This is a genomic window from Ferrovibrio sp. GW821-FHT12E11 (assembly GCF_058806975.1).
Genome location: NZ_JBXAQG010000001.1, coordinates 2060651 through 2077037 on the forward strand (window position 1 = coordinate 2060651; position 16387 = coordinate 2077037).

Sequence of the window (16387 nt, forward strand, 5' to 3'; positions counted from 1 at the left end):
CCCAGACGCTGATGGAAAAGGCGGGCCTCAGAGCCCGCCTTTTTTATGATCCGGCGTTACTTCACCCGGAAGGGCAGGTTGGCCGTGGCCGCCGCGCCCTTGCCGTCGCGCACGGTAACGAACAGGCGGTAGTTGCCGGGCTGCAGGCCGCTGATCGCCGCGCCCTTGGGGCCGGGCTCGCGCACCGCCTGCGGGAAGACCGGCGGCACCTGTTCGGCATCGCCCGAGGTGCGCAGATCGGTGCTTTCGGCCATCACCTGCCAGACCACGCCGAAGGGATCGCCATCGGGATCGTCGACCGCGATCTCAGCGCGCGCCACCTGGTCCTTGTTCCATTCCTCGCCATTGGGAAAGCGGAACAGCGCGATGCGCGGCGCGCGGTTGCCGGCGGGCGTGTTGCCGCCCCAGGCCGCCGCCATCGCTTCAGCGGTTCTGGTATATTCGCCGCCCTGCAGCAGCAGGCTGTGCCAGGTCGGCGTCACTTCCTGCTTCTGGCCCCAGTAGAAGACGATCTGGCCCTGCACCTCGGGCTGCAACGCGGTGAACCAGCGCGACAGCATCGCCGCCTTCTCGTCGCTGCTCGGCTCGACCGCCGCATTCCACGGCGTGCGTTTGGCCTGCCACTGGCCCATCGGGCCCATCTCGGTGACGATCAGCGGGCCGCGCCAGCCCTGCGCCCGCACGCGTCCGGGCAGCGAAGGCAGGGAGTCGCCATAGGAATTCACGCCGAGCACCTGGATGCTGGGGGCATGCTTGCGCAGCTTGACGATCTTGTCGGTGCCGGTCTCGGCCAGGATCGCCATGGTGGGGTGATGCGGATCGAGGCGGCGCACCACACGCGCCGCTTCCTCGAGCGCCGGCCAGACATCGGTGTCGTCCTTCAGCTCGGACTCGACCTCGTTGCCGATGCCCCACATCAGCAGGGCGGGGTGGTTTTTGTAGCGGTTGACGAAGTCGGTGAGCTTCTGCAACTGCGGCCCGACCTGGGCCAGATCGCGGTAATTGAAGCCGCGGCGCGGATGCTCCATCCAGAAGCCGGCAATCACCATCAGGCCGTTTTTCTGCGCCTCGTCCAGCACGTAGCCGGTCTCGTCGCCATAGGTGCGGATGGTGGTGGCGCCCAGCTGTTTGAGCAGGCCGAAACGGCTCTGGCCGGCGGCACCGACGGCGACGAAGGGCTTGCCATCGACCAGGATGGCGTCGCGTTCGACAACCACATTGGCGGCAGACACGGGGGGCACAGTCGCCAGCACAAGCGCGGCGGCACAGGACAGGACGGATAAGAAGCGCGGCATGGCGTGACTCATGCCCAGATGCGTCGCCGCATGCAAGCGCTTTGCGCAAGGCCTGTGCAAAACCCGGAGACTTCCGGGCCATCCGCCGCGCAGGGTCAGTCTGCGGGGGCGCCGACGCTGGCGGCGGGGTCCTGCGCGGCGGATGGCACCGGACCGGAGCGCAGCGGTGTCTCGCGCAACCGGACGATGGCGATCAGGGCGAGCGCTGCAATCGCCGCGGCAATCAGGAAGGTGGCCTGGAAGGCGCCGGTGATGGCGGCCTGCACGCCCGGCCGCAGGGTTGCCGGGGTGGAGGCCAGCGCCGTGGTGCCGGCCCGCAGCAGCTGCACCGCCGGCGCCGGGCCGAGCGCCTCATGGCCGGGCAGCAGCCGCAGCAGATAATCGAGCCGGCCGAGCAGCACGGCGCTGAACAGCGCCACGCCGAAGGAACCGCCCATCGAGCGGAAGAAGGAAACCGACGCGGTGCCGACCCCGAGGTCGCGGTATTCCACGGTATTCTGCACCGAGATCAGCATCACCGGCATGAACAGGCCGATGCCGAAACCCGCCATCGCCATATACAGACCGGCCAGCCAGAGCGGTGTGGTGGCCGAGAGCGTGGCCAGCAGCAGCATCGCCGCCAGCACGAAGCCCAGGCCCAGCAGCGGGAAGCGTTTATAGCGGCCGGTGCGGCTGACGAGCTGGCCGGCGGTGATGGCGCCGGCCACCGAGGTAACGGTAAGCGGGATCAGCATCAGCCCGGCATCGCCCGGCGACATCTGGTAGACCATCTGCAGCAGCAGCGGCATGAATACCAGCCCGCCGATCATCACCATGGCCAGCAGCGTGCTGGAGGTCATGGCGGTGACATAGTTGGCATTGCGGAACAGCCGCGGCGGCAGGATTGGTTCGGGCGCCCGGCGTTCCTGCCAGATGCTGAGCGCAAACAGCAGCAGGGTGGCGGTGGCCAGGCCGAAGATCACCGGCGAATCCCAGGCCACCTCGTTGCCGCCCATGGTGGTGACCAGCAGCAGGCAGCATACGGCCGAGACGATCAGCACCGCGCCGGCATAGTCGATCCGGTGGCGCAGCCGTTTCACCGGCAGACGCTGCAGCGTCTTCTGCGCCACGATCAGCGCGGCAAGGCCGAAGGGCAGGTTGATCCAGAAGATCCAGGCCCAACCCAGATGTTCGGTGAACAGGCCGCCCAGCACCGGGCCGGCCACGCTGGCCACGGCAAAGACGCTGGCGATATAGCCCTGGTAGCGGCCGCGTTCGCGCGGGCTGACCACATCGGCGATCGTGGCATGGGCCATGGCCAGCAGGCCGCCGCCGCCCAGGCCCTGCAGCGCGCGATAGAGGATCAGCTCCTTCATCGTGGTGGCGAGGCCGCAGAGCAGCGAGGTGACCAGGAAGATGGCAATGGCCACCTGCAGCATATGCTTGCGGCCATAGAGATCGGAGAGCTTGCCGTAGATCGGCGTCGCCGCCGTCGAGGTGAGCAGATAGGCCGAGACCACCCAGCTCAGATGTTCGGCATCGCGCAGGTCGGCGGCGATGCCGGGCAGCGCCGTGGCGATGATGGTCTGCTCCAGCGCCGCCAGGAACATGCCCAGCATCAGGCCGAACAGGATGACGATCTTTTCCTGGTGACTGAAAGCGACTGGACCCGGAACCGGGTCGGCGGGCGGCGGCTGGCTGGTCATGGGCAGGCCAAGGAAGAAGAGCGACGGGATGACGGCGCCGGAAAGGCTGCGTCGCCGGGGGAAAACGTCGTATACGTTCTACTAGACCTGCCCGGCCACCCTGACAAGGCGGCATTTCGCCACGGCCCGGGTGTCATCGTTTTCCAACCGTTACGGCCTAGTTTGACCGGGCCGCTTCGGTTAGCGTGCCGACGGTTTTCCGGGGAGTCCCATGCGCAAGATCGAGCATCTGTTTGAAAGCATTCTGTTTGCCTCGCGCTGGGTCATGGCGCCCTTCTATATGGGCCTGGCCATCGCCCTGATCCTGCTGCTGATCAAGTTCCTGCAGGAGCTGTTCCACACCATCCCCGTGGTCTTCTCGATGTCGGAATCCCAGCTGGTGCTGTCGATCCTGTCGCTGATCGACCTGTCGCTGGCCGGCAACCTGCTGCTGCTGGTGATCTTTTCCGGCTACGAGAATTTCGTCTCCAAGATCGATACCGGCGACCACAAGGACCGGCCGAGCTGGATGGGCAAGATCGATTATTCCGGCATGAAGCTGAAACTGGTGGCCAGCATCGTCGCCATATCGGCGATCCAGCTGCTGCGCGCCTTCATGAATATCGAGGAACGCGACAATATCGAACTGGCCTGGCTGGTCGGCATCCACCTGACCTTCGTGATCTCGGGCGTGCTGCTGGCCTGGATGGATCGCCTGACCGAGCATGCGGAAGGCCACGGCAAGGATCCGCATATCCCCGATGACGAGACGGTGGCCGATGGCACCATCGACAGCGGCCCGAAACCGAAACCCAAGACCAAGAGCGCCCATTGAGTCGGCGGCCATGGCGCGGCGACTGATTCCCCGCGCCCTGGTCCTGTCCGTCGTTCTGCTGCTGGCGGCCTGCGCCAGCGATCCGTATCGCGATTACGATCCGCTGCCCGCAGCCGTGCAGCGCGGCCATGCCGGCGCCATGCCGCATACCGACCGCAGCGGTGCCGTGCTGACCGTCTTCGATCCGGCGCGTTCGTTTTTCCCGCTGGCCCTGGGCGGCGCTCTGGTCGATTTCGACCAGAGCGCCGGACGCGGTTTCCATTCTGCCTTCACCGCCAATTTCAACGCCGTCGCCGCCGACCCGGAACAGCCGCTGGACTCCATGCTGAATGCTGCCGAGGGCTCGCGCCTGCAATTGCTGCGGCCGCAGCGCGACCTGCTGCATGCCACCCTGCTGGACGCGTCAGCGGCCGTGGTGATCGCCATGCCGCGCGATCCGGCCGAAGCCGATGCCTTTGCCGCCACGGCGCGCGCCCATCGCGACAAGCCGGTGTGGGCTTTGCTGCCGGCCTATGCCCGGGGGACGGAACGCCTGCTGGATCCGCAGGAAGCCCGTGTGCTGGCCTGGAGCGCGCTGGTGGCCGGCGCCAGCGGCCTGATCTGGCAGGGCGAGGATAACTATGCCGCCCGCAATGCCGGATCGCTGGGCATCAGCGCGCAGCCGCGGCTCGATTACGGCATCCGCACCGGCACAACCGCGCCGCTGGTGGTGACGCCCGAGGCGGCCGCCACATCGCGCCGTCTGTGGGATGCGGTGGCGCAGATGAACCGCCGCATCGGCCGCCTTGCCCCGGCCCTGCTGCAAGCCGGCGCCGACACAGGCTACAGCCTGGCGGTGCGGCAGCCGCGGCGGGGCGATGCGCCATCGCGACTGCGCAGCCTGCTGAAAGCCTATGAGAGCGGCCTGCTGCTGATCGTGGTGAACCCGACACCGGAGGCAGACCATTTCCGCGTCGCGCTGCGCTTTGCCAAAGTCGCGCGCATGGATGACGACCGGCCGGTGGAACAGGATGCTGCACGCGGCCTGTTCCGCGACCGCATCGATCCTTACGGCGTGCAGATCTATCGTATTGCGGTGTCTAGTCCGGCGTCCTGAGGATGGCGGCGCAGAGCGCCGGTACGGCCGCCTTGTCCTTAGCCGTGACGACATGGTTTTCGGTGCTGCGCGACAGGCCGGCAATCGTCACCGCGACGCCCCGCTTGGGGCAGATGCCGAGACAGCGCACACGCGCGACACGCACCTCGCGCTTGTGAGCGCCGGCCTGTTCGAGGCGGTCCCTGATCTCGTCCTTCAGATGCTGCGTCAGTTCAGTGCCGCGACCGCCATCGCATTCCGAGCACACCAGCACCAGTGCCGTCGACCACGGCGCGGCGACGGGTTCGAGAACTGGCTTTTCAGGATGGCTCATGGCTCGGTTTCGGCTAAAACTGCACCCACCGAGATAAGGCAGACGGCGCTGCAGGGCAAGCCGCCGCGAAGCAACAGAGGCATGAAACGACGGTGCGCCCGGCCGGTTCCCGACTGTTGCACAACTACAACGCCCACGCCGTGTTTCAGCTTAAAGACGGCACCTGCGCTTGTGCGCGCCGTTGACCCTTCCCACGTCAGGAGCACCGCCGGATCAACATGGCGGACAGACGTCCCCTCGCCACTTGGTAAAGGATTGCACCATGTCCCGTTTGACTCTCGCCGCCTTTGCGGCCGCCCTGCTGTCTGCCTCTGCCCTGGCGCCCGCCATGGCGCAGGAGCAGCAGAAGATGAACACCGGCACCTATGGCGGTATCGCCGGCGGCTACCTGATTCCGCAGGACACCGACGGTCCCGGCGGCTCGGTGCTGGAGCAGGATAATGGCTATGCCATTTATGGCCAGTACGGTTACCGCTTCCCCAACCAGCTGCGCCTGGAAGGCGAGCTCGGTTACGGCAATAGCGAGTATGACCGCTTCCGCGCCAACGGCGGCAGCAGCCGCCTGGGCGACGATGTCGATCGCTACTCGGCCACCGGTGCGGCCTATTACGATTTCAACACCGGCTCGCCGCTCAGCCCCTATATCGGCGCCGGCGCCGGCGTGATGCACCAGCGCTTCGACCGCCGCACCGTCAGCAGCAACGGCACAACGCTGGGCGGCAATGATGGCAACAGCACCGACCTCACCGCCTTTGGCGAGGCCGGCCTGAACTATCGCCTGAGCAGCAGCCTGGAACTGGTGCCGAGCTATCGCTACCAGTGGATCGGCGATGGCGAGCAGGGCCTGGACGATACCACCATGCATGTGGTGCGCGTCGGCCTGCGCAGCTGGTTCTGATCTCCTGACGATCCGACGGCGGAGCCCACAAAGCTCCGCCGTTTTTTATGTGTGGCAGGCCGGTGCCTCTGCGGGAATGTCGAGGCCGCCCAGATCATCGAGAATGGGGCAGTCGGGCCGCGCATCGCCATGACAGGCTTCGGCCAGATGCTGCAGGCTGCGTTTCATCGCCTGCAGTTCGACGATCTTGCGCGTCAGGTCGTCGATATGCTTGACCGCGATCTCTTTCACCGCCGCAGACGGCCGCTCACCATCCTGCCAGAGGCCGAGCAACAGCCGGATATCCTCCAGCGCGAAACCGAGATCGCGGGCACGGCGGATGAAGCGCAACAGATGCACGTCGCGCTGGGCGTAAAGGCGATAGCCGCTGCCGCTGCGCCCGGCTGCCGGCATCAGGCCGATGCTTTCGTAATAGCGGATCATCTTGGCGGTGACGCCAGACGCCGCACTGGCTTCGCCGATATTCATGGCAGAACCTCCGGTTTCCAGCGTTTCAACAGCAGCGCGTTGGTCAGCACGCTGACGCTGGACAGCGCCATCGCAGCGCCGGCCAACATGGGATTGAGCAGGCCGAAGGCTGCCAGCGGCAGGCCGATGACGTTATAGACAAAGGCCCAGCCGAGATTCTGCCGCACCTTGGCATCGGTGGCACGGGCGATGGCGATGGCATCGACCACCAGCGCCGGATCGCCGCGCATCAGCGTGATGCCGGCGGTCTGCATCGCCACATCGGTGCCTCCATATCCAGATTCACCTGGGCCCATGGCGATGCCGAGATCAGCCGTGCTGAGCGCCGGCGCATCGTTGATGCCATCGCCCACCATCGCCACCACCGCGCCGGCCTTCTGCAGCGCCTGGATGCGCGCGGACTTATCCTGCGGCAGCAGCTGCGCCGCGACATCGTCAATCCCGAGCTGGGCGGCCACCGCATTGGCCGCGCCGGCATTGTCGCCCGAGAGCAGCAGGGTGCGGATGCCCATCGCCTGCAGACGCAGGATGGCGGTCTTTGCCGTCGGCCGAACCGTATCGCCGAATGCGATCAGGCCCAGCACGCGACGTCCGGGTAGCGCTGCCAGCCAGGACACCGTGCGGCCCTGGGCCGCCAGCGCCGCGGCCTGCGCCTGCAACGGCGACAGATCGATGCCATGCTCGCGCAGCAGGCTGTCGCGCCCCAGCAACAGCGGACGGCCATCGAGCAGTCCACTGACACCGCGGCCGGGCAGATCGAGGAAGTCGGTGAGACGATGCTGCGGCAGGCCGGCAGCACGCTGGCGCAGCGCCTGGGCCAGCGGATGCTGCGATCCGGCCTGCAGGCCGGCCGCGAGCTGCAGCAGTTCGGTTTCATTGCTGTCTGCGTTGGCGATGATATCGGTGACCACCGGCCGGCCTTCGGTCAGCGTGCCGGTCTTGTCGAAGGCCACGGTATCGACGCGGCGTGCCACGTCCAGCGCATCGGCATCGCGGATCAGGATGCCATGGCGCGCGGCAAGACCGGTGCCGACCATCAGCGCCGCCGGCGTGGCCAGGCCAAGCGCACAGGGACAGGCGATCACCAGAACCGCGATGGCATGCAGCAGGGCGCGTTCGCTGTCGCCGCCGCTCAGGCTGAGCGTCAGCGTGAAGGTGACCAGCGCGGCGAACAGCACGACGGGCACGAAGATGGCGCTGATATGATCGACCAGCTTCTGCACTGGCGCCTTGCTGGCCTGGGCGCTTTCCACCAGCCGCACCACGCGGGCCAGCATGGTTTCCTGCCCGGTCGCCGCCACGCGCACCAGCAGCAGGCCATCGCGATTGATGGTGCCGGCATGCACGGCATCGCCGACGCTTTTGTCGACCGGCAGGCTTTCGCCGGTCAGCATCGACTCATCCACGCTGCCGCGACCTTCAATGATATCGCCATCGGCGGCAAAGGCCTCGCCGGCACGCACCACGATCAGATCGCCGCGCTGCAGCTGTGCCGTGTCGACGGTTTCCTCGCGGCCATCGGGATGGCGGCGGCATGCAATGGGCGGCCGCAGGCGCAGCAACGCGCGCAGGGCTGTCACGGTCTGACGCTTGGCACGCAGCTCGAGCCACTTGCCCAGGCGCACGAAGGCGACGATCGCCACCGAGGCTTCATAATACAAATGCGGCATCACCCCATGCGCCATATGCGGTGCGGCGACATACCAGTTCCAGGTGCTGAGACCCCAGGCCGCCGTGGTGCCGAGCGCCACCAGCATGTCCATGTTGCCGGTGCGCGCGCGCAAAGCCGAGAAAGCCCCGCGATAGAAGCGCCAGCCGAGCAGGAACTGCACCGGCGTGGCGATGGCGAACTGCGCCCAGGCCGGCAGCATGCGATCGTGAATGCCGGCAACCTCGGCCACCATGCCGCCAAGCAGCGGCAGGCTGAGCAGGATGGCGAGCAGGGCCAGACGGCCCTCGCGCTGCAAGGCCTGGGTCGGTTCGGGCAGCAGCGCTTCCGGGGCGAGCGGCTGGGCCTCGTAGCCCGCCTTGCGCACCGCCGCGACCAGCGCCGCCGGATCGGCCGCGCCAAAGACACGGGCGGTTTCACCGGCCAGATTGACGCTGGCGCTGGCCACGCCAGGCACGGCGGCCAGCGCTTTTTCGACCCGGCCGGCGCAGGAAGCGCAGGTCATGCCGGTGACCGACAGCGAAAGCGCGGGGGATTGGGGAGATGGCAGGGCGGACATGGGACACTCTCGGGACAGCTATATGGGCTGTCCTAAGACATAGGGCTTCCCATGATGGGAAGGTCAAGCTCTTCTGTATCGATGCTCCGCACCGGGTCTGCCACCTCCGGAGGAAGTAATTCTGACCAATTCTGATTTTCCCCAAGTTTTCATAGGATTATCGAATCATAACGACGCCAGCGCCGCTCAGCTTTGATAGGGTCGGGCCATGGACTTCGTGGCCAGCCTTCCCAGCCCGTTGACCGAGCCGAGCCGCCGCTTCTTCGCCGAGTGGCATCGCTGGCGCGGCGGCGGCCTGATTCCGCAGCGCAGCGCCCTGGATACCGGCCGGCTGGGCGACCTGCTGCTGCGCTGCATTTTGCTGGAAGTCCGCGGTCCGGAATCTATGCCGATCCATTTCGCCGGCAGCGATATCGTCGATCTGCTGGGCGCCAATCTGGCCGGCCGCAACTATCTCGATCTGACCGAACCGGAAAACCGCCGGCGCCGCGCCGACCTGCTGCTGACTGAAGTGGCGCAGCCCTGCGCCGCCGTCATCTATTACTGGCTGCGCCGGGACGCGCAGATGGTGCCGGTGGAACTGGTTTCGGCACCGCTCTGCGAGGCCGGCGAGACACGGCCCAGTCTGGTGCTGGCCTGCGCCACCCTGCTGCTGAAAACCTCGGATGCCGGCGGCGCGATCGAGCCGGATTCTTACGCCGAAGGCGAAGGCCTGCATTTCATCGATATCGGCGCCGGTCTGCCGCCGGTGGGCCCCGACCTGCATGTCAGCGGGCAGCTGGAACAATGACCCGCGCCCATCCTTACAAGACTGACAACCTGCGCGCCCTGTTGCAGACGCCGGCGTTGCAGGTGCCCGTCACCGCTCTGCCGGCGGCGCGTCACAGCGGCGACGACAATGCCCTGACCGCCGACAGCCGGCAGTTCCTGACTGCCTGGAAAGCCTGGCGCGGCGACCGCCTGCTGCCCCGACGGCGCGACATGGATCTGGTCTCGGTGGCGCGCCTGATGCCGCAGATGGTGCTGCTGGAGGTGTTCAGCGCCGAACGCACCGCCTTCCGCCTGGCCGGCAACGATATCGAACAGCTGCTGGGCACCCGCCTGATGGGCCGCGATTACCTCGACATGATATCGCCCGACCTGCGCGCCTGCCGCGGCAGGCTGCTGTGGCAGGTGGTCAACCAGCCGGTGGCGCTGGTCACATTCTACGGCTTGCAGCAACCCGACGGGCGGCGGCGCGAGGTGCAGGTCTGCAGCGTGCCGCTGTTGCCCGACGAACCCGATGCGCCCCTGCAGCTCCTGGCGGTGGTGAGCAACCTGCCGCATCTGTATCGCGGCGAGAGCATCGCCCTGACGGTCAGCGGGTTCCGCGTGCACATGATCGATGTCGGCGCCGGCTTGCCTGTCATACAGGCGTAAACCCCGGACAACCGCTAAAATCACCGGCAATACCCGCAATTGGCGCTTGCAAGAGATCGCCATGCGTTACCGCTGGGCGAAAACATTATTTTTCGATACCCTATCTCCTGAGTGTATGACCGGACTGAATAAATCAGCCGGCTGACAAATGGGAGGCGGCCCTGGGTTCCGTGCAGAAGCTAGAACGGCACAGCATCCTGTTGATCGAAGATTCGACCCCGGTCCGCGCCGCCCTGCGCGCCGCCCTGGAAGCGGCCGGCTATGAGGTGCTGGAAGCCCCTAGTGGCGAAGACGGACTGACCAAAACTGCCGATGCCGACCTGCTGCTGCTTGATCTCGGCCTGCCCGGGATTAGCGGATTCGAGGTGCTGGAGCGTCTGCGCAAGACCTCGGCCATGCCGGTGGTCATCCTCTCCGGCCAGGAAGAGGTGGATGCGAAAATCCGCGCCCTCGACCTCGGCGCCGACGACTATGTCACCAAACCCTTCGATGCCGGCGAGCTGCTGGCCCGCGTGCGCGCCGCCCTGCGCCGCAGCCAGGACGCAGCCGGCAGCGCCACCAGTACAATCGTCACCGTCGGGCCGTTCGTGATCGATCCGCTGACCGGCGATACACGGCGCGACGACCGCCCGGTGCGCCTGTCGCCGATGGAAGCCCGCTTCGTGAAGATGCTGGCGCAGAAAAGCGGCCAGCCGGTCGGCACCAAGCAGCTCACCGTCACGCTCTGGGGCAATGACAATGCCGAGATGCGCCAGGCGCTGCGGGTACTGGCGCGCAAGGTGCGCTGCAAGCTGGAAAAGGATCCGGACGAGCCGCGCTTCCTGCTGACCGAGCCACGGCTCGGCTATCGGCTGACCGATCCGGAAACCGTGACCGCCGCGCATTGATCGCCTCTGCAATCTGAGACCGGCTGCCATGCAATGTCTGCATGGCGAAAAACGAAAATCCATTGAATCTCAGGCGATTGCAAATCGCCAACGGTGAACGCGCCCTGCATCCGGGGCATGATCACGCCGATCTGATGCGACAAAATGGCAGGGGCCCTTGGAAAATTTGCAGACACCACCCATATCGGTGTCATGGCGATGGCGCACTGCCGTTGCCGGTGTCGAAGATCCCCCCCTTCGATGCCACTACTGGCGCAGTAGTATATATGCGCGAAACGCCCGGCTCGCCCCCCCGACCGGGCGTTTTCTTTTGTCCGGCTTTTGAGACTAATCCGTCCTCTGATAGTATGCGGCCAATCCGAGGATATGCCCGATGACCCAGCATCCGACCATCGACCGCACCACAATCGACAATGGCGTCATGCAGCAGCGCAAGGCCTTCTACGACAAGATCGGCGCGCGCAAGCTGACGCCGCTGTGGGAGGTGCTGCATGCGCTGGTGATTCCGCAGCCGAAAAGCGCCTGCCAGCCGGCGCTGTGGCGCTATGCCGATATCCGCGACGACATCATGGAAGCCGGCCGCCTGATCACGGCGAAGGAAGCCGAGCGGCGGGTTTTGATTCTTGAAAATCCCGGCATGCCCGGCCAGTCGCGCATCACCACCTCGCTCTATGCCGGACTGCAGCTGATCCTGCCGGGCGAAGTGGCGCCGTCGCATCGCCATACGCAGTCGGCCTTGCGCTTCATCGTCGAAGGCGATGGCGCCTATACCGCGGTCGACGGCGAGAAGACCATCATGCGCGAAGGCGACTTCGTCATCACGCCGAGCTGGACCTGGCACGACCACGGCAATGACTCAGACCGTCCAATGGTATGGATGGACGGCCTCGACATCCCGCTGGTGCAGGCGCTCGACTGCTCCTTCATGGAACGCTATCCCGAGGACAGCCAGCCGCTGTCGCGTCCCACCGGCGATAGTCTGGCGCGCTACGGTTCCGGACTCCTGCCGGTCGATCACGAAGTGCGCGTGCCGACTTCGCCGGTGTTCAACTATCCCTACAGCCGCACGCGCGAGGCGCTGGACACCATGCGCCGCACGGATGAATGGGATCCCTGTCACGGCCTGAAACTGCAGTATGTGAATCCCGCCACCGGGGAAGCGGCGATGCCGACCATCGGCACCTATATGCAGCTGCTGCCGAAGGGTTTTGCCGGCGAGCGCTATCGCAGTTCGGACGCGACGGTGTTCAGCATCGTCGAGGGCGAGGGCTATACGCTGGTCGGCGAGGGTGCGGATGCGCAGCGCTTCGACTGGGGCAGGCGCGACACCTTCGTGATCCCGAGCTGGGTGCCGCATCGCCATCATGCGCCGAACGGCGATGCCGTGCTGTTCAGCTTCTCGGATCGTCCGGTGCAGAAGAAACTCGGTCTGTGGCGCGAAAGCCGCGGCAACCGCTGAGAGCCAGATATGACCAAGATTCACAAGATCATCGAAGTTGCCAATGACGACGAGGAAGATGACGACGACTTCATCGAACTGGGCGCGCAGGATTTCCGCACCGGCGACGATCTCGACGGCCTGCGTGCGGTGGCGCGGCTGGCGCGGCTGGCCGGCAGTCTCACTTGGTTCAGCGCCGTCGGCCGGCCGCTGAACGCGGCCGAGCGCGACATTGCCGAGCGCTATGCGGCCGGCATCGGATTCTCGGAAGTGCATATCGCCGGCGTGGAAAACTGGCTGGCGGCCTCCGACACCGCGCAGGCGACGGATTTCGAGGAAGACTGGTGGCAGGCCGAGGAACAGATGCGCCGCGCGCTGTTCGAGGATGCCCTGCAGTTCAACAGCGAACACGATCTGGAAGTGGCGCTGGCCCATGTCTCGACCCGGGCCGGCGAAGTGGCCCATGAGCGCGCCATGAAGGCGGCCGCGCGCCATGGCGTGAGCGATCCCGACCTGCTGAAGGTGGCGGCCGGTGCGGCGGCGCAGGCAGCCTACCAGGCCGCCCTGGTGCTGGCGGCCGAAGCCGATGCCGAGCATCCCTTCGCGCTGAAGTTCAGGCTGTTCGAGATGGGCCGCCTGCCGCTCGGGCTGGTCGGCAATACCTTCAATCTGTTTTAAGCCGCGCGTTGCTGCGTTCTTCGCCGCGGATTTCGCGCTGGCGGCCGTAAAGGAAAATCCCCACCACCAGACCGCCCAGCACCAGGCTGAGCGTCACGCCCCAGAACAGCGGCCAGGCTGCGGCGGGATCGAACTCGGCCGCGCTGCCGTGCCAGAAGCGCAGCGCCATGACAATGGCGGCGCCGAAGGCAACGATCAGCGCCAGCGTGATGCTGATGGCGAAAATCTTGTCGCTGCGCGAATGCAGCGACGGGATGGGAAGCGGGGCGAGGGGATCGGGCATGGCTGCCTCTCTTTTCTGTATGCCGTTACGGAACACCAGATTGCGCCGCAACGACAAGAAACAAGAGATGTGACGAATGGACGCGCCGCCCGGCCGCGCCCTGCTGCCGGACCGGCGTCCTTCTGCCATACTGCCGGCTGAAGGATACGTCAGGGAGAAACGCAGACATGCCGAGCCGGGCAACCGTTGAAGCCTTTGTGGCGATGGTGGAATCCAACCAGCACGATACCGCCATCGAACAGTTCTATACCGAAGACGCCAGCATGCAGGAAAACCTGGGCGAGCCGCGTCAGGGCCGCGACCTGCTGGTGGCGCGCGAGCGGCAGGTCCTGGCGCGGGCCGATGCAGTGCGGACATGGTGCATCCGCCCGGTGCTGATCGAGGGCGACACGGTGGTGATCCACTGGGTGTTCGAATTCGACTTCAAGGACGGCAGCAAACGCCGCATTGAGGAACTGGCACACCAGACCTGGAAAGGCGACAGGGTTTGGCGCGAGCGCTTCTATTACGACCCGGCGCAGATGAAGACGGAACGCGCCTGAGGATCGGGCGCCGCGGCGAGGGAGCCGGGCAATATTCCGCGCTTCCTTTTTTATGCGGGAAAACTTATATTCACGGTTGCAGGCTGAAAAGCGGCACAGGTGGAGATGTGCTGGTTTTCCAATGTTTTTCATCGTTGTTTTCCCGAGTAAGCTGAAGTCGCGTGAGTCCTGGCAGGGGATGCTTACGGCAAGGCCATGGAAGAACCGGAGCAGAGTCCCGTCGCGCAGCCGCTGTTGCGCGAGAGCGCCTGGGCAGGGGTCAAGAAAGCGGTGCCCGCCGTTGTCCTGGCCGTGACCTTCGGGCTCCTGGCCTTCGGGATCGCCAATCGCGTCGGTGCCAATTTCGGCCTGCCCATGCTGCTGGCCAGCGACCCGCCCGATGCAATGTCGCGCGATGAGAAGGATGCCCTGGCCCGGCGGTTTTCCGGCAACGGTCCGGTGGTGCTGCAGGCCGTCCGGCTGCGCCAGACCAACGACGCCATCGCCCTGATGGGCTTCTCGCTCGAGCAGGAAAAAACCTTCCGCACCGATCTGGCGGCCCAGGTACTGCGCGAGCAGCCGACGCCGGCCGGCCGCGAGATCGCCCGCTATATCGAAACCCTGCCGCCGCCGGCCGACCCGCCGGTGGCAGCCGCACCGCCGGCGCCCACACCGGTATCCGTCACCGCGATGTCGCCCAATGGCGGCACGGCTTCGGCGGCGCGGTCGGCGCCCGCACCCGCAGTGACCGCAGCGCCGCGCCCCAAACCGGCCCCGGTGCCCCTGCCGGCCACCCTGGATCCGGAAACCACGCTGCCGCTGGCCTGGATTTCGCTGTGGGATCACAAGGACCCGGATGGCGATGTCGTGCGCGTCGTCAGTGCCGGCTACAGCCGCACGGTCGCCCTGCTGAACGAGCCGGTGACCCTAGTGCTGCCGGTGCCGCCCAGCGGCATCGTCAATGTCATGGGCGTGACCGATGGCCAGGGCGGCATCACCGTGGGCATCGGTTCGGCAGCCATGGGCGTGGCCCTGCCGGTGCTGAGCGAGGGACAGATCGTCGGCGTTCCCGTCATGGTGAAGTGACGCAAGCGATGCAGGCATTGGTCAACTGGCTGAACCGCTATTCGATTCTGATCGCCGCCCTGATTCTGGTGGTGATGCTGGTCCAGCTGTGGATGCATCTGAACCTGGATGCGACGCGCATCGCCGGATGGCTGGGCGAGGCCGGCATCTGGCTCTCGGCCCAGGCCTGGTGGGTTCTGGGCGTCGCAGTGTTTTTCTGGCTGGTCGTGTTCGTCGGCCTCTGGCACGAAACGCGATCCGCATCTTCCTCCGGCGCAAAGCGCAAAAGGGGCGTTGTCATGGATATCCTCGATCGTCTGACCAACCGCAAAGTCATCGAAGACCGGCTGTCCGAACCGCCGGAGCCGATCCTGATCGATGCCGAGCTGCTGAAAGGCCGGCTGAAGGCGCGGGTGATCGGCCAGGACGGCGTCTGCGACGATGTCGCGGCGCAGATCCGCCGGCGCGCCGCCCTCAGCAAACGCGTGAAGCCGATCGCCGTCTTCCTGTTCGCCGGCCCGCCCGGCACCGGCAAGACCTATCTGGCGAAATGCCTGGCCGAAGCGCTGGATCGCAAGCTGGTGCATCTGGACATGGCGCAGTATGCCCGCGGCGCGGTGGCCGGCACCACGCTGTTCGGCTCGACCAAGGGCTATGTCGGCTCGGACTCTTACGGCACGCTGACGGCAGCACTGCGCGACGTGCCGGATGCGGTGATCCTGCTGGATGAATTCGAGAAGGCCCATACCGACATCCACAAGAATTTCCTCACCGCCTGGAATGACGGCTTCATCACTGAATCCTCCGACGGCAAGCAGATCGCCACTTCGAAGGCAATCTTCGTCCTCACCACCAATGCCGCCACCGCCAAGCTGGCCGAGCTGGCGAAGCAGTATGTCGAAGACCCAGAGATGCTGCGGCGCACGTCGCTGCAGGCCCTGCAGGAAGCGCGCTTTGCGCCCGAGGTGCTGAGCCGTATCGACCGCATCTTCGTGTTCAGGCCGCTGCAGGGGCTCGACATCGCCCGCGTCGCCGCGCTGGAGATCGAGCAGATGATCAAGGGCTACGATCTTGAAGTGGTGGCCGGCGGCATCGATCCCGAGATTCTGCTGGGCCTGGTGGAGAAGCTGGGCAAGCTGGAAGACCTAGGCTCGTCGCGCGATCTGGTGCGCGCCATCGAAGAGAGCATTGCCGATACCCTGATCGAGGCACGGCGGCGCAAGGCGCGCTTCATCCGCCTGGATGTGAACGGTGACGATGTGGTCGCCGTCTTCGAACAGAGCGCCGGACGCTAGCCGC

At 66.0% G+C, this 16387-nt stretch carries 17 protein-coding genes; 11 read left to right on the forward strand and 6 right to left on the reverse strand.

Translation table 11 applies throughout. From position 1 onward, the window contains the following. Positions 1-56: 56 nt before the first annotated feature. Together AC1ROT_RS10210 and AC1ROT_RS10215 are read right to left on the reverse strand one after the other, a co-directional pair. Entirely contained in the window at positions 57-1295 is a 1239-nt protein-coding gene (locus AC1ROT_RS10210; RefSeq protein ID WP_492998822.1) for a glycoside hydrolase family 2 TIM barrel-domain containing protein, read from the reverse strand. A 95-nt stretch (positions 1296-1390) separates the two neighbouring features. Further along, positions 1391-2980: an MDR family MFS transporter gene (locus AC1ROT_RS10215; RefSeq protein WP_492998824.1), complete on the reverse strand. Its 1590-nt coding sequence runs from the start codon at positions 2978-2980 to the stop codon at positions 1391-1393. A gap of 211 nt (positions 2981-3191) precedes the next feature. On the opposite strand from AC1ROT_RS10215, the gene AC1ROT_RS10220 reads away from it, so the two are divergent. Continuing rightward, entirely contained in the window at positions 3192-3794 is a 603-nt protein-coding gene (locus AC1ROT_RS10220) for a TIGR00645 family protein (protein ID WP_492998826.1), read from the forward strand. Between the two features lie 10 nt (positions 3795-3804). Then, the gene (locus AC1ROT_RS10225; RefSeq protein ID WP_492998828.1) at positions 3805-4890 is read left to right on the forward strand and encodes a hypothetical protein; all 1086 of its coding nucleotides are present in this window, start codon (positions 3805-3807) and stop codon (positions 4888-4890) included. Here the strand turns inward: AC1ROT_RS10225 and AC1ROT_RS10230 are convergent. Then, positions 4874-5203, reverse strand: a complete 330-nt coding sequence (locus AC1ROT_RS10230) for a hypothetical protein (RefSeq protein WP_492998829.1) — start codon at positions 5201-5203, stop codon at positions 4874-4876. The two genes, AC1ROT_RS10225 and AC1ROT_RS10230, sit on opposite strands and share 17 nt — an antisense overlap. Before the next feature lie 262 nt (positions 5204-5465). Between AC1ROT_RS10230 and AC1ROT_RS10235 the strand changes: the two genes are divergently transcribed. Continuing rightward, on the forward strand, positions 5466-6101 hold the full coding sequence (locus AC1ROT_RS10235; protein WP_492998831.1) for an outer membrane protein: 636 nt from the start codon (positions 5466-5468) through the stop codon (positions 6099-6101). Positions 6102-6146: 45 nt separating this feature from the next. On the opposite strand, the gene cueR is transcribed toward AC1ROT_RS10235, so the two are convergent. Next, positions 6147-6569, reverse strand: a complete 423-nt coding sequence (cueR, locus tag AC1ROT_RS10240) for a Cu(I)-responsive transcriptional regulator (protein WP_492998833.1) — start codon at positions 6567-6569, stop codon at positions 6147-6149. Then, positions 6566-8797 (reverse strand): heavy metal translocating P-type ATPase, encoded by a 2232-nt coding sequence (locus AC1ROT_RS10245; RefSeq protein WP_492998835.1) that lies wholly within the window; start codon positions 8795-8797, stop codon positions 6566-6568. The genes cueR and AC1ROT_RS10245 overlap by 4 nt, the downstream gene beginning before the upstream one ends. A 208-nt stretch (positions 8798-9005) precedes the next feature. Between AC1ROT_RS10245 and AC1ROT_RS10250 the strand changes: the two genes are divergently transcribed. From AC1ROT_RS10250 to AC1ROT_RS10270, 5 genes are all read left to right on the forward strand, one after another. Then, positions 9006-9587: a PAS domain-containing protein gene (locus AC1ROT_RS10250; protein ID WP_492998836.1), complete on the forward strand. Its 582-nt coding sequence runs from the start codon at positions 9006-9008 to the stop codon at positions 9585-9587. Continuing rightward, entirely contained in the window at positions 9584-10216 is a 633-nt protein-coding gene (locus tag AC1ROT_RS10255; RefSeq protein WP_492998838.1) for a PAS domain-containing protein, read from the forward strand. Before AC1ROT_RS10250 ends, AC1ROT_RS10255 begins: the two co-directional genes overlap by 4 nt. Before the next feature lie 170 nt (positions 10217-10386). Then, the gene (locus tag AC1ROT_RS10260) at positions 10387-11103 is read left to right on the forward strand and encodes a response regulator transcription factor (protein WP_492998840.1); all 717 of its coding nucleotides are present in this window, start codon (positions 10387-10389) and stop codon (positions 11101-11103) included. 373 nt (positions 11104-11476) lie between these two features. Then, complete coding sequence (gtdA, locus tag AC1ROT_RS10265; protein ID WP_492998841.1) at positions 11477-12562, forward strand: gentisate 1,2-dioxygenase; 1086 nt, start codon at positions 11477-11479, stop codon at positions 12560-12562. 9 nt (positions 12563-12571) lie between these two features. Next, positions 12572-13219 carry a hypothetical protein gene (locus tag AC1ROT_RS10270; RefSeq protein WP_492972309.1) on the forward strand — a complete coding sequence of 216 codons (648 nt, stop codon included), beginning with the start codon at positions 12572-12574 and terminating at the stop codon, positions 13217-13219. On the opposite strand, the gene AC1ROT_RS10275 is transcribed toward AC1ROT_RS10270, so the two are convergent. Further along, the gene (locus tag AC1ROT_RS10275; protein WP_492998843.1) at positions 13206-13502 is read right to left on the reverse strand and encodes a hypothetical protein; all 297 of its coding nucleotides are present in this window, start codon (positions 13500-13502) and stop codon (positions 13206-13208) included. The genes AC1ROT_RS10270 and AC1ROT_RS10275 overlap by 14 nt on opposite strands. A 167-nt stretch (positions 13503-13669) precedes the next feature. On the opposite strand from AC1ROT_RS10275, the gene AC1ROT_RS10280 reads away from it, so the two are divergent. The 3 genes from AC1ROT_RS10280 (at position 13670) to AC1ROT_RS10290 (ending at position 16383) form a co-directional block, all read left to right on the forward strand. Then, on the forward strand, positions 13670-14044 hold the full coding sequence (locus tag AC1ROT_RS10280) for a nuclear transport factor 2 family protein (RefSeq protein ID WP_492972307.1): 375 nt from the start codon (positions 13670-13672) through the stop codon (positions 14042-14044). 195 nt (positions 14045-14239) lie between these two features. After that, on the forward strand, positions 14240-15109 hold the full coding sequence (locus AC1ROT_RS10285; protein ID WP_492998844.1) for a hypothetical protein: 870 nt from the start codon (positions 14240-14242) through the stop codon (positions 15107-15109). 8 nt (positions 15110-15117) lie between these two features. Beyond that, the gene (locus tag AC1ROT_RS10290; RefSeq protein ID WP_492998846.1) at positions 15118-16383 is read left to right on the forward strand and encodes an AAA family ATPase; all 1266 of its coding nucleotides are present in this window, start codon (positions 15118-15120) and stop codon (positions 16381-16383) included. The last annotated feature ends 4 nt before the right edge of the window (positions 16384-16387 follow it).

Bases quoted from the DNA above. Each gene is read 5' to 3' on its own strand.
- AC1ROT_RS10275 (WP_492998843.1), bottom strand. From the start codon at position 13,502: ATGCCCGATCCCCTCGCCCCGCTTCCCATCCCGTCGCTGCATTCGCGC.
- AC1ROT_RS10290 (WP_492998846.1), top strand. From the start codon at position 15,118: ATGCAGGCATTGGTCAACTGGCTGAACCGCTATTCGATTCTGATCGCC.
- AC1ROT_RS10280 (WP_492972307.1), top strand. From the start codon at position 13,670: ATGCCGAGCCGGGCAACCGTTGAAGCCTTTGTGGCGATGGTGGAATCC.
- AC1ROT_RS10235 (WP_492998831.1), top strand. From the start codon at position 5,466: ATGTCCCGTTTGACTCTCGCCGCCTTTGCGGCCGCCCTGCTGTCTGCC.
- cueR (WP_492998833.1), bottom strand. From the start codon at position 6,569: ATGAATATCGGCGAAGCCAGTGCGGCGTCTGGCGTCACCGCCAAGATG.
- AC1ROT_RS10225 (WP_492998828.1), top strand. From the start codon at position 3,805: ATGGCGCGGCGACTGATTCCCCGCGCCCTGGTCCTGTCCGTCGTTCTG.
- AC1ROT_RS10245 (WP_492998835.1), bottom strand. From the start codon at position 8,797: ATGTCCGCCCTGCCATCTCCCCAATCCCCCGCGCTTTCGCTGTCGGTC.
- AC1ROT_RS10215 (WP_492998824.1), bottom strand. From the start codon at position 2,980: ATGACCAGCCAGCCGCCGCCCGCCGACCCGGTTCCGGGTCCAGTCGCT.
- AC1ROT_RS10220 (WP_492998826.1), top strand. From the start codon at position 3,192: ATGCGCAAGATCGAGCATCTGTTTGAAAGCATTCTGTTTGCCTCGCGC.
- gtdA (WP_492998841.1), top strand. From the start codon at position 11,477: ATGACCCAGCATCCGACCATCGACCGCACCACAATCGACAATGGCGTC.
- AC1ROT_RS10270 (WP_492972309.1), top strand. From the start codon at position 12,572: ATGACCAAGATTCACAAGATCATCGAAGTTGCCAATGACGACGAGGAA.
- AC1ROT_RS10250 (WP_492998836.1), top strand. From the start codon at position 9,006: ATGGACTTCGTGGCCAGCCTTCCCAGCCCGTTGACCGAGCCGAGCCGC.
- AC1ROT_RS10230 (WP_492998829.1), bottom strand. From the start codon at position 5,203: ATGAGCCATCCTGAAAAGCCAGTTCTCGAACCCGTCGCCGCGCCGTGG.
- AC1ROT_RS10210 (WP_492998822.1), bottom strand. From the start codon at position 1,295: ATGCCGCGCTTCTTATCCGTCCTGTCCTGTGCCGCCGCGCTTGTGCTG.
- AC1ROT_RS10255 (WP_492998838.1), top strand. From the start codon at position 9,584: ATGACCCGCGCCCATCCTTACAAGACTGACAACCTGCGCGCCCTGTTG.
- AC1ROT_RS10285 (WP_492998844.1), top strand. From the start codon at position 14,240: ATGGAAGAACCGGAGCAGAGTCCCGTCGCGCAGCCGCTGTTGCGCGAG.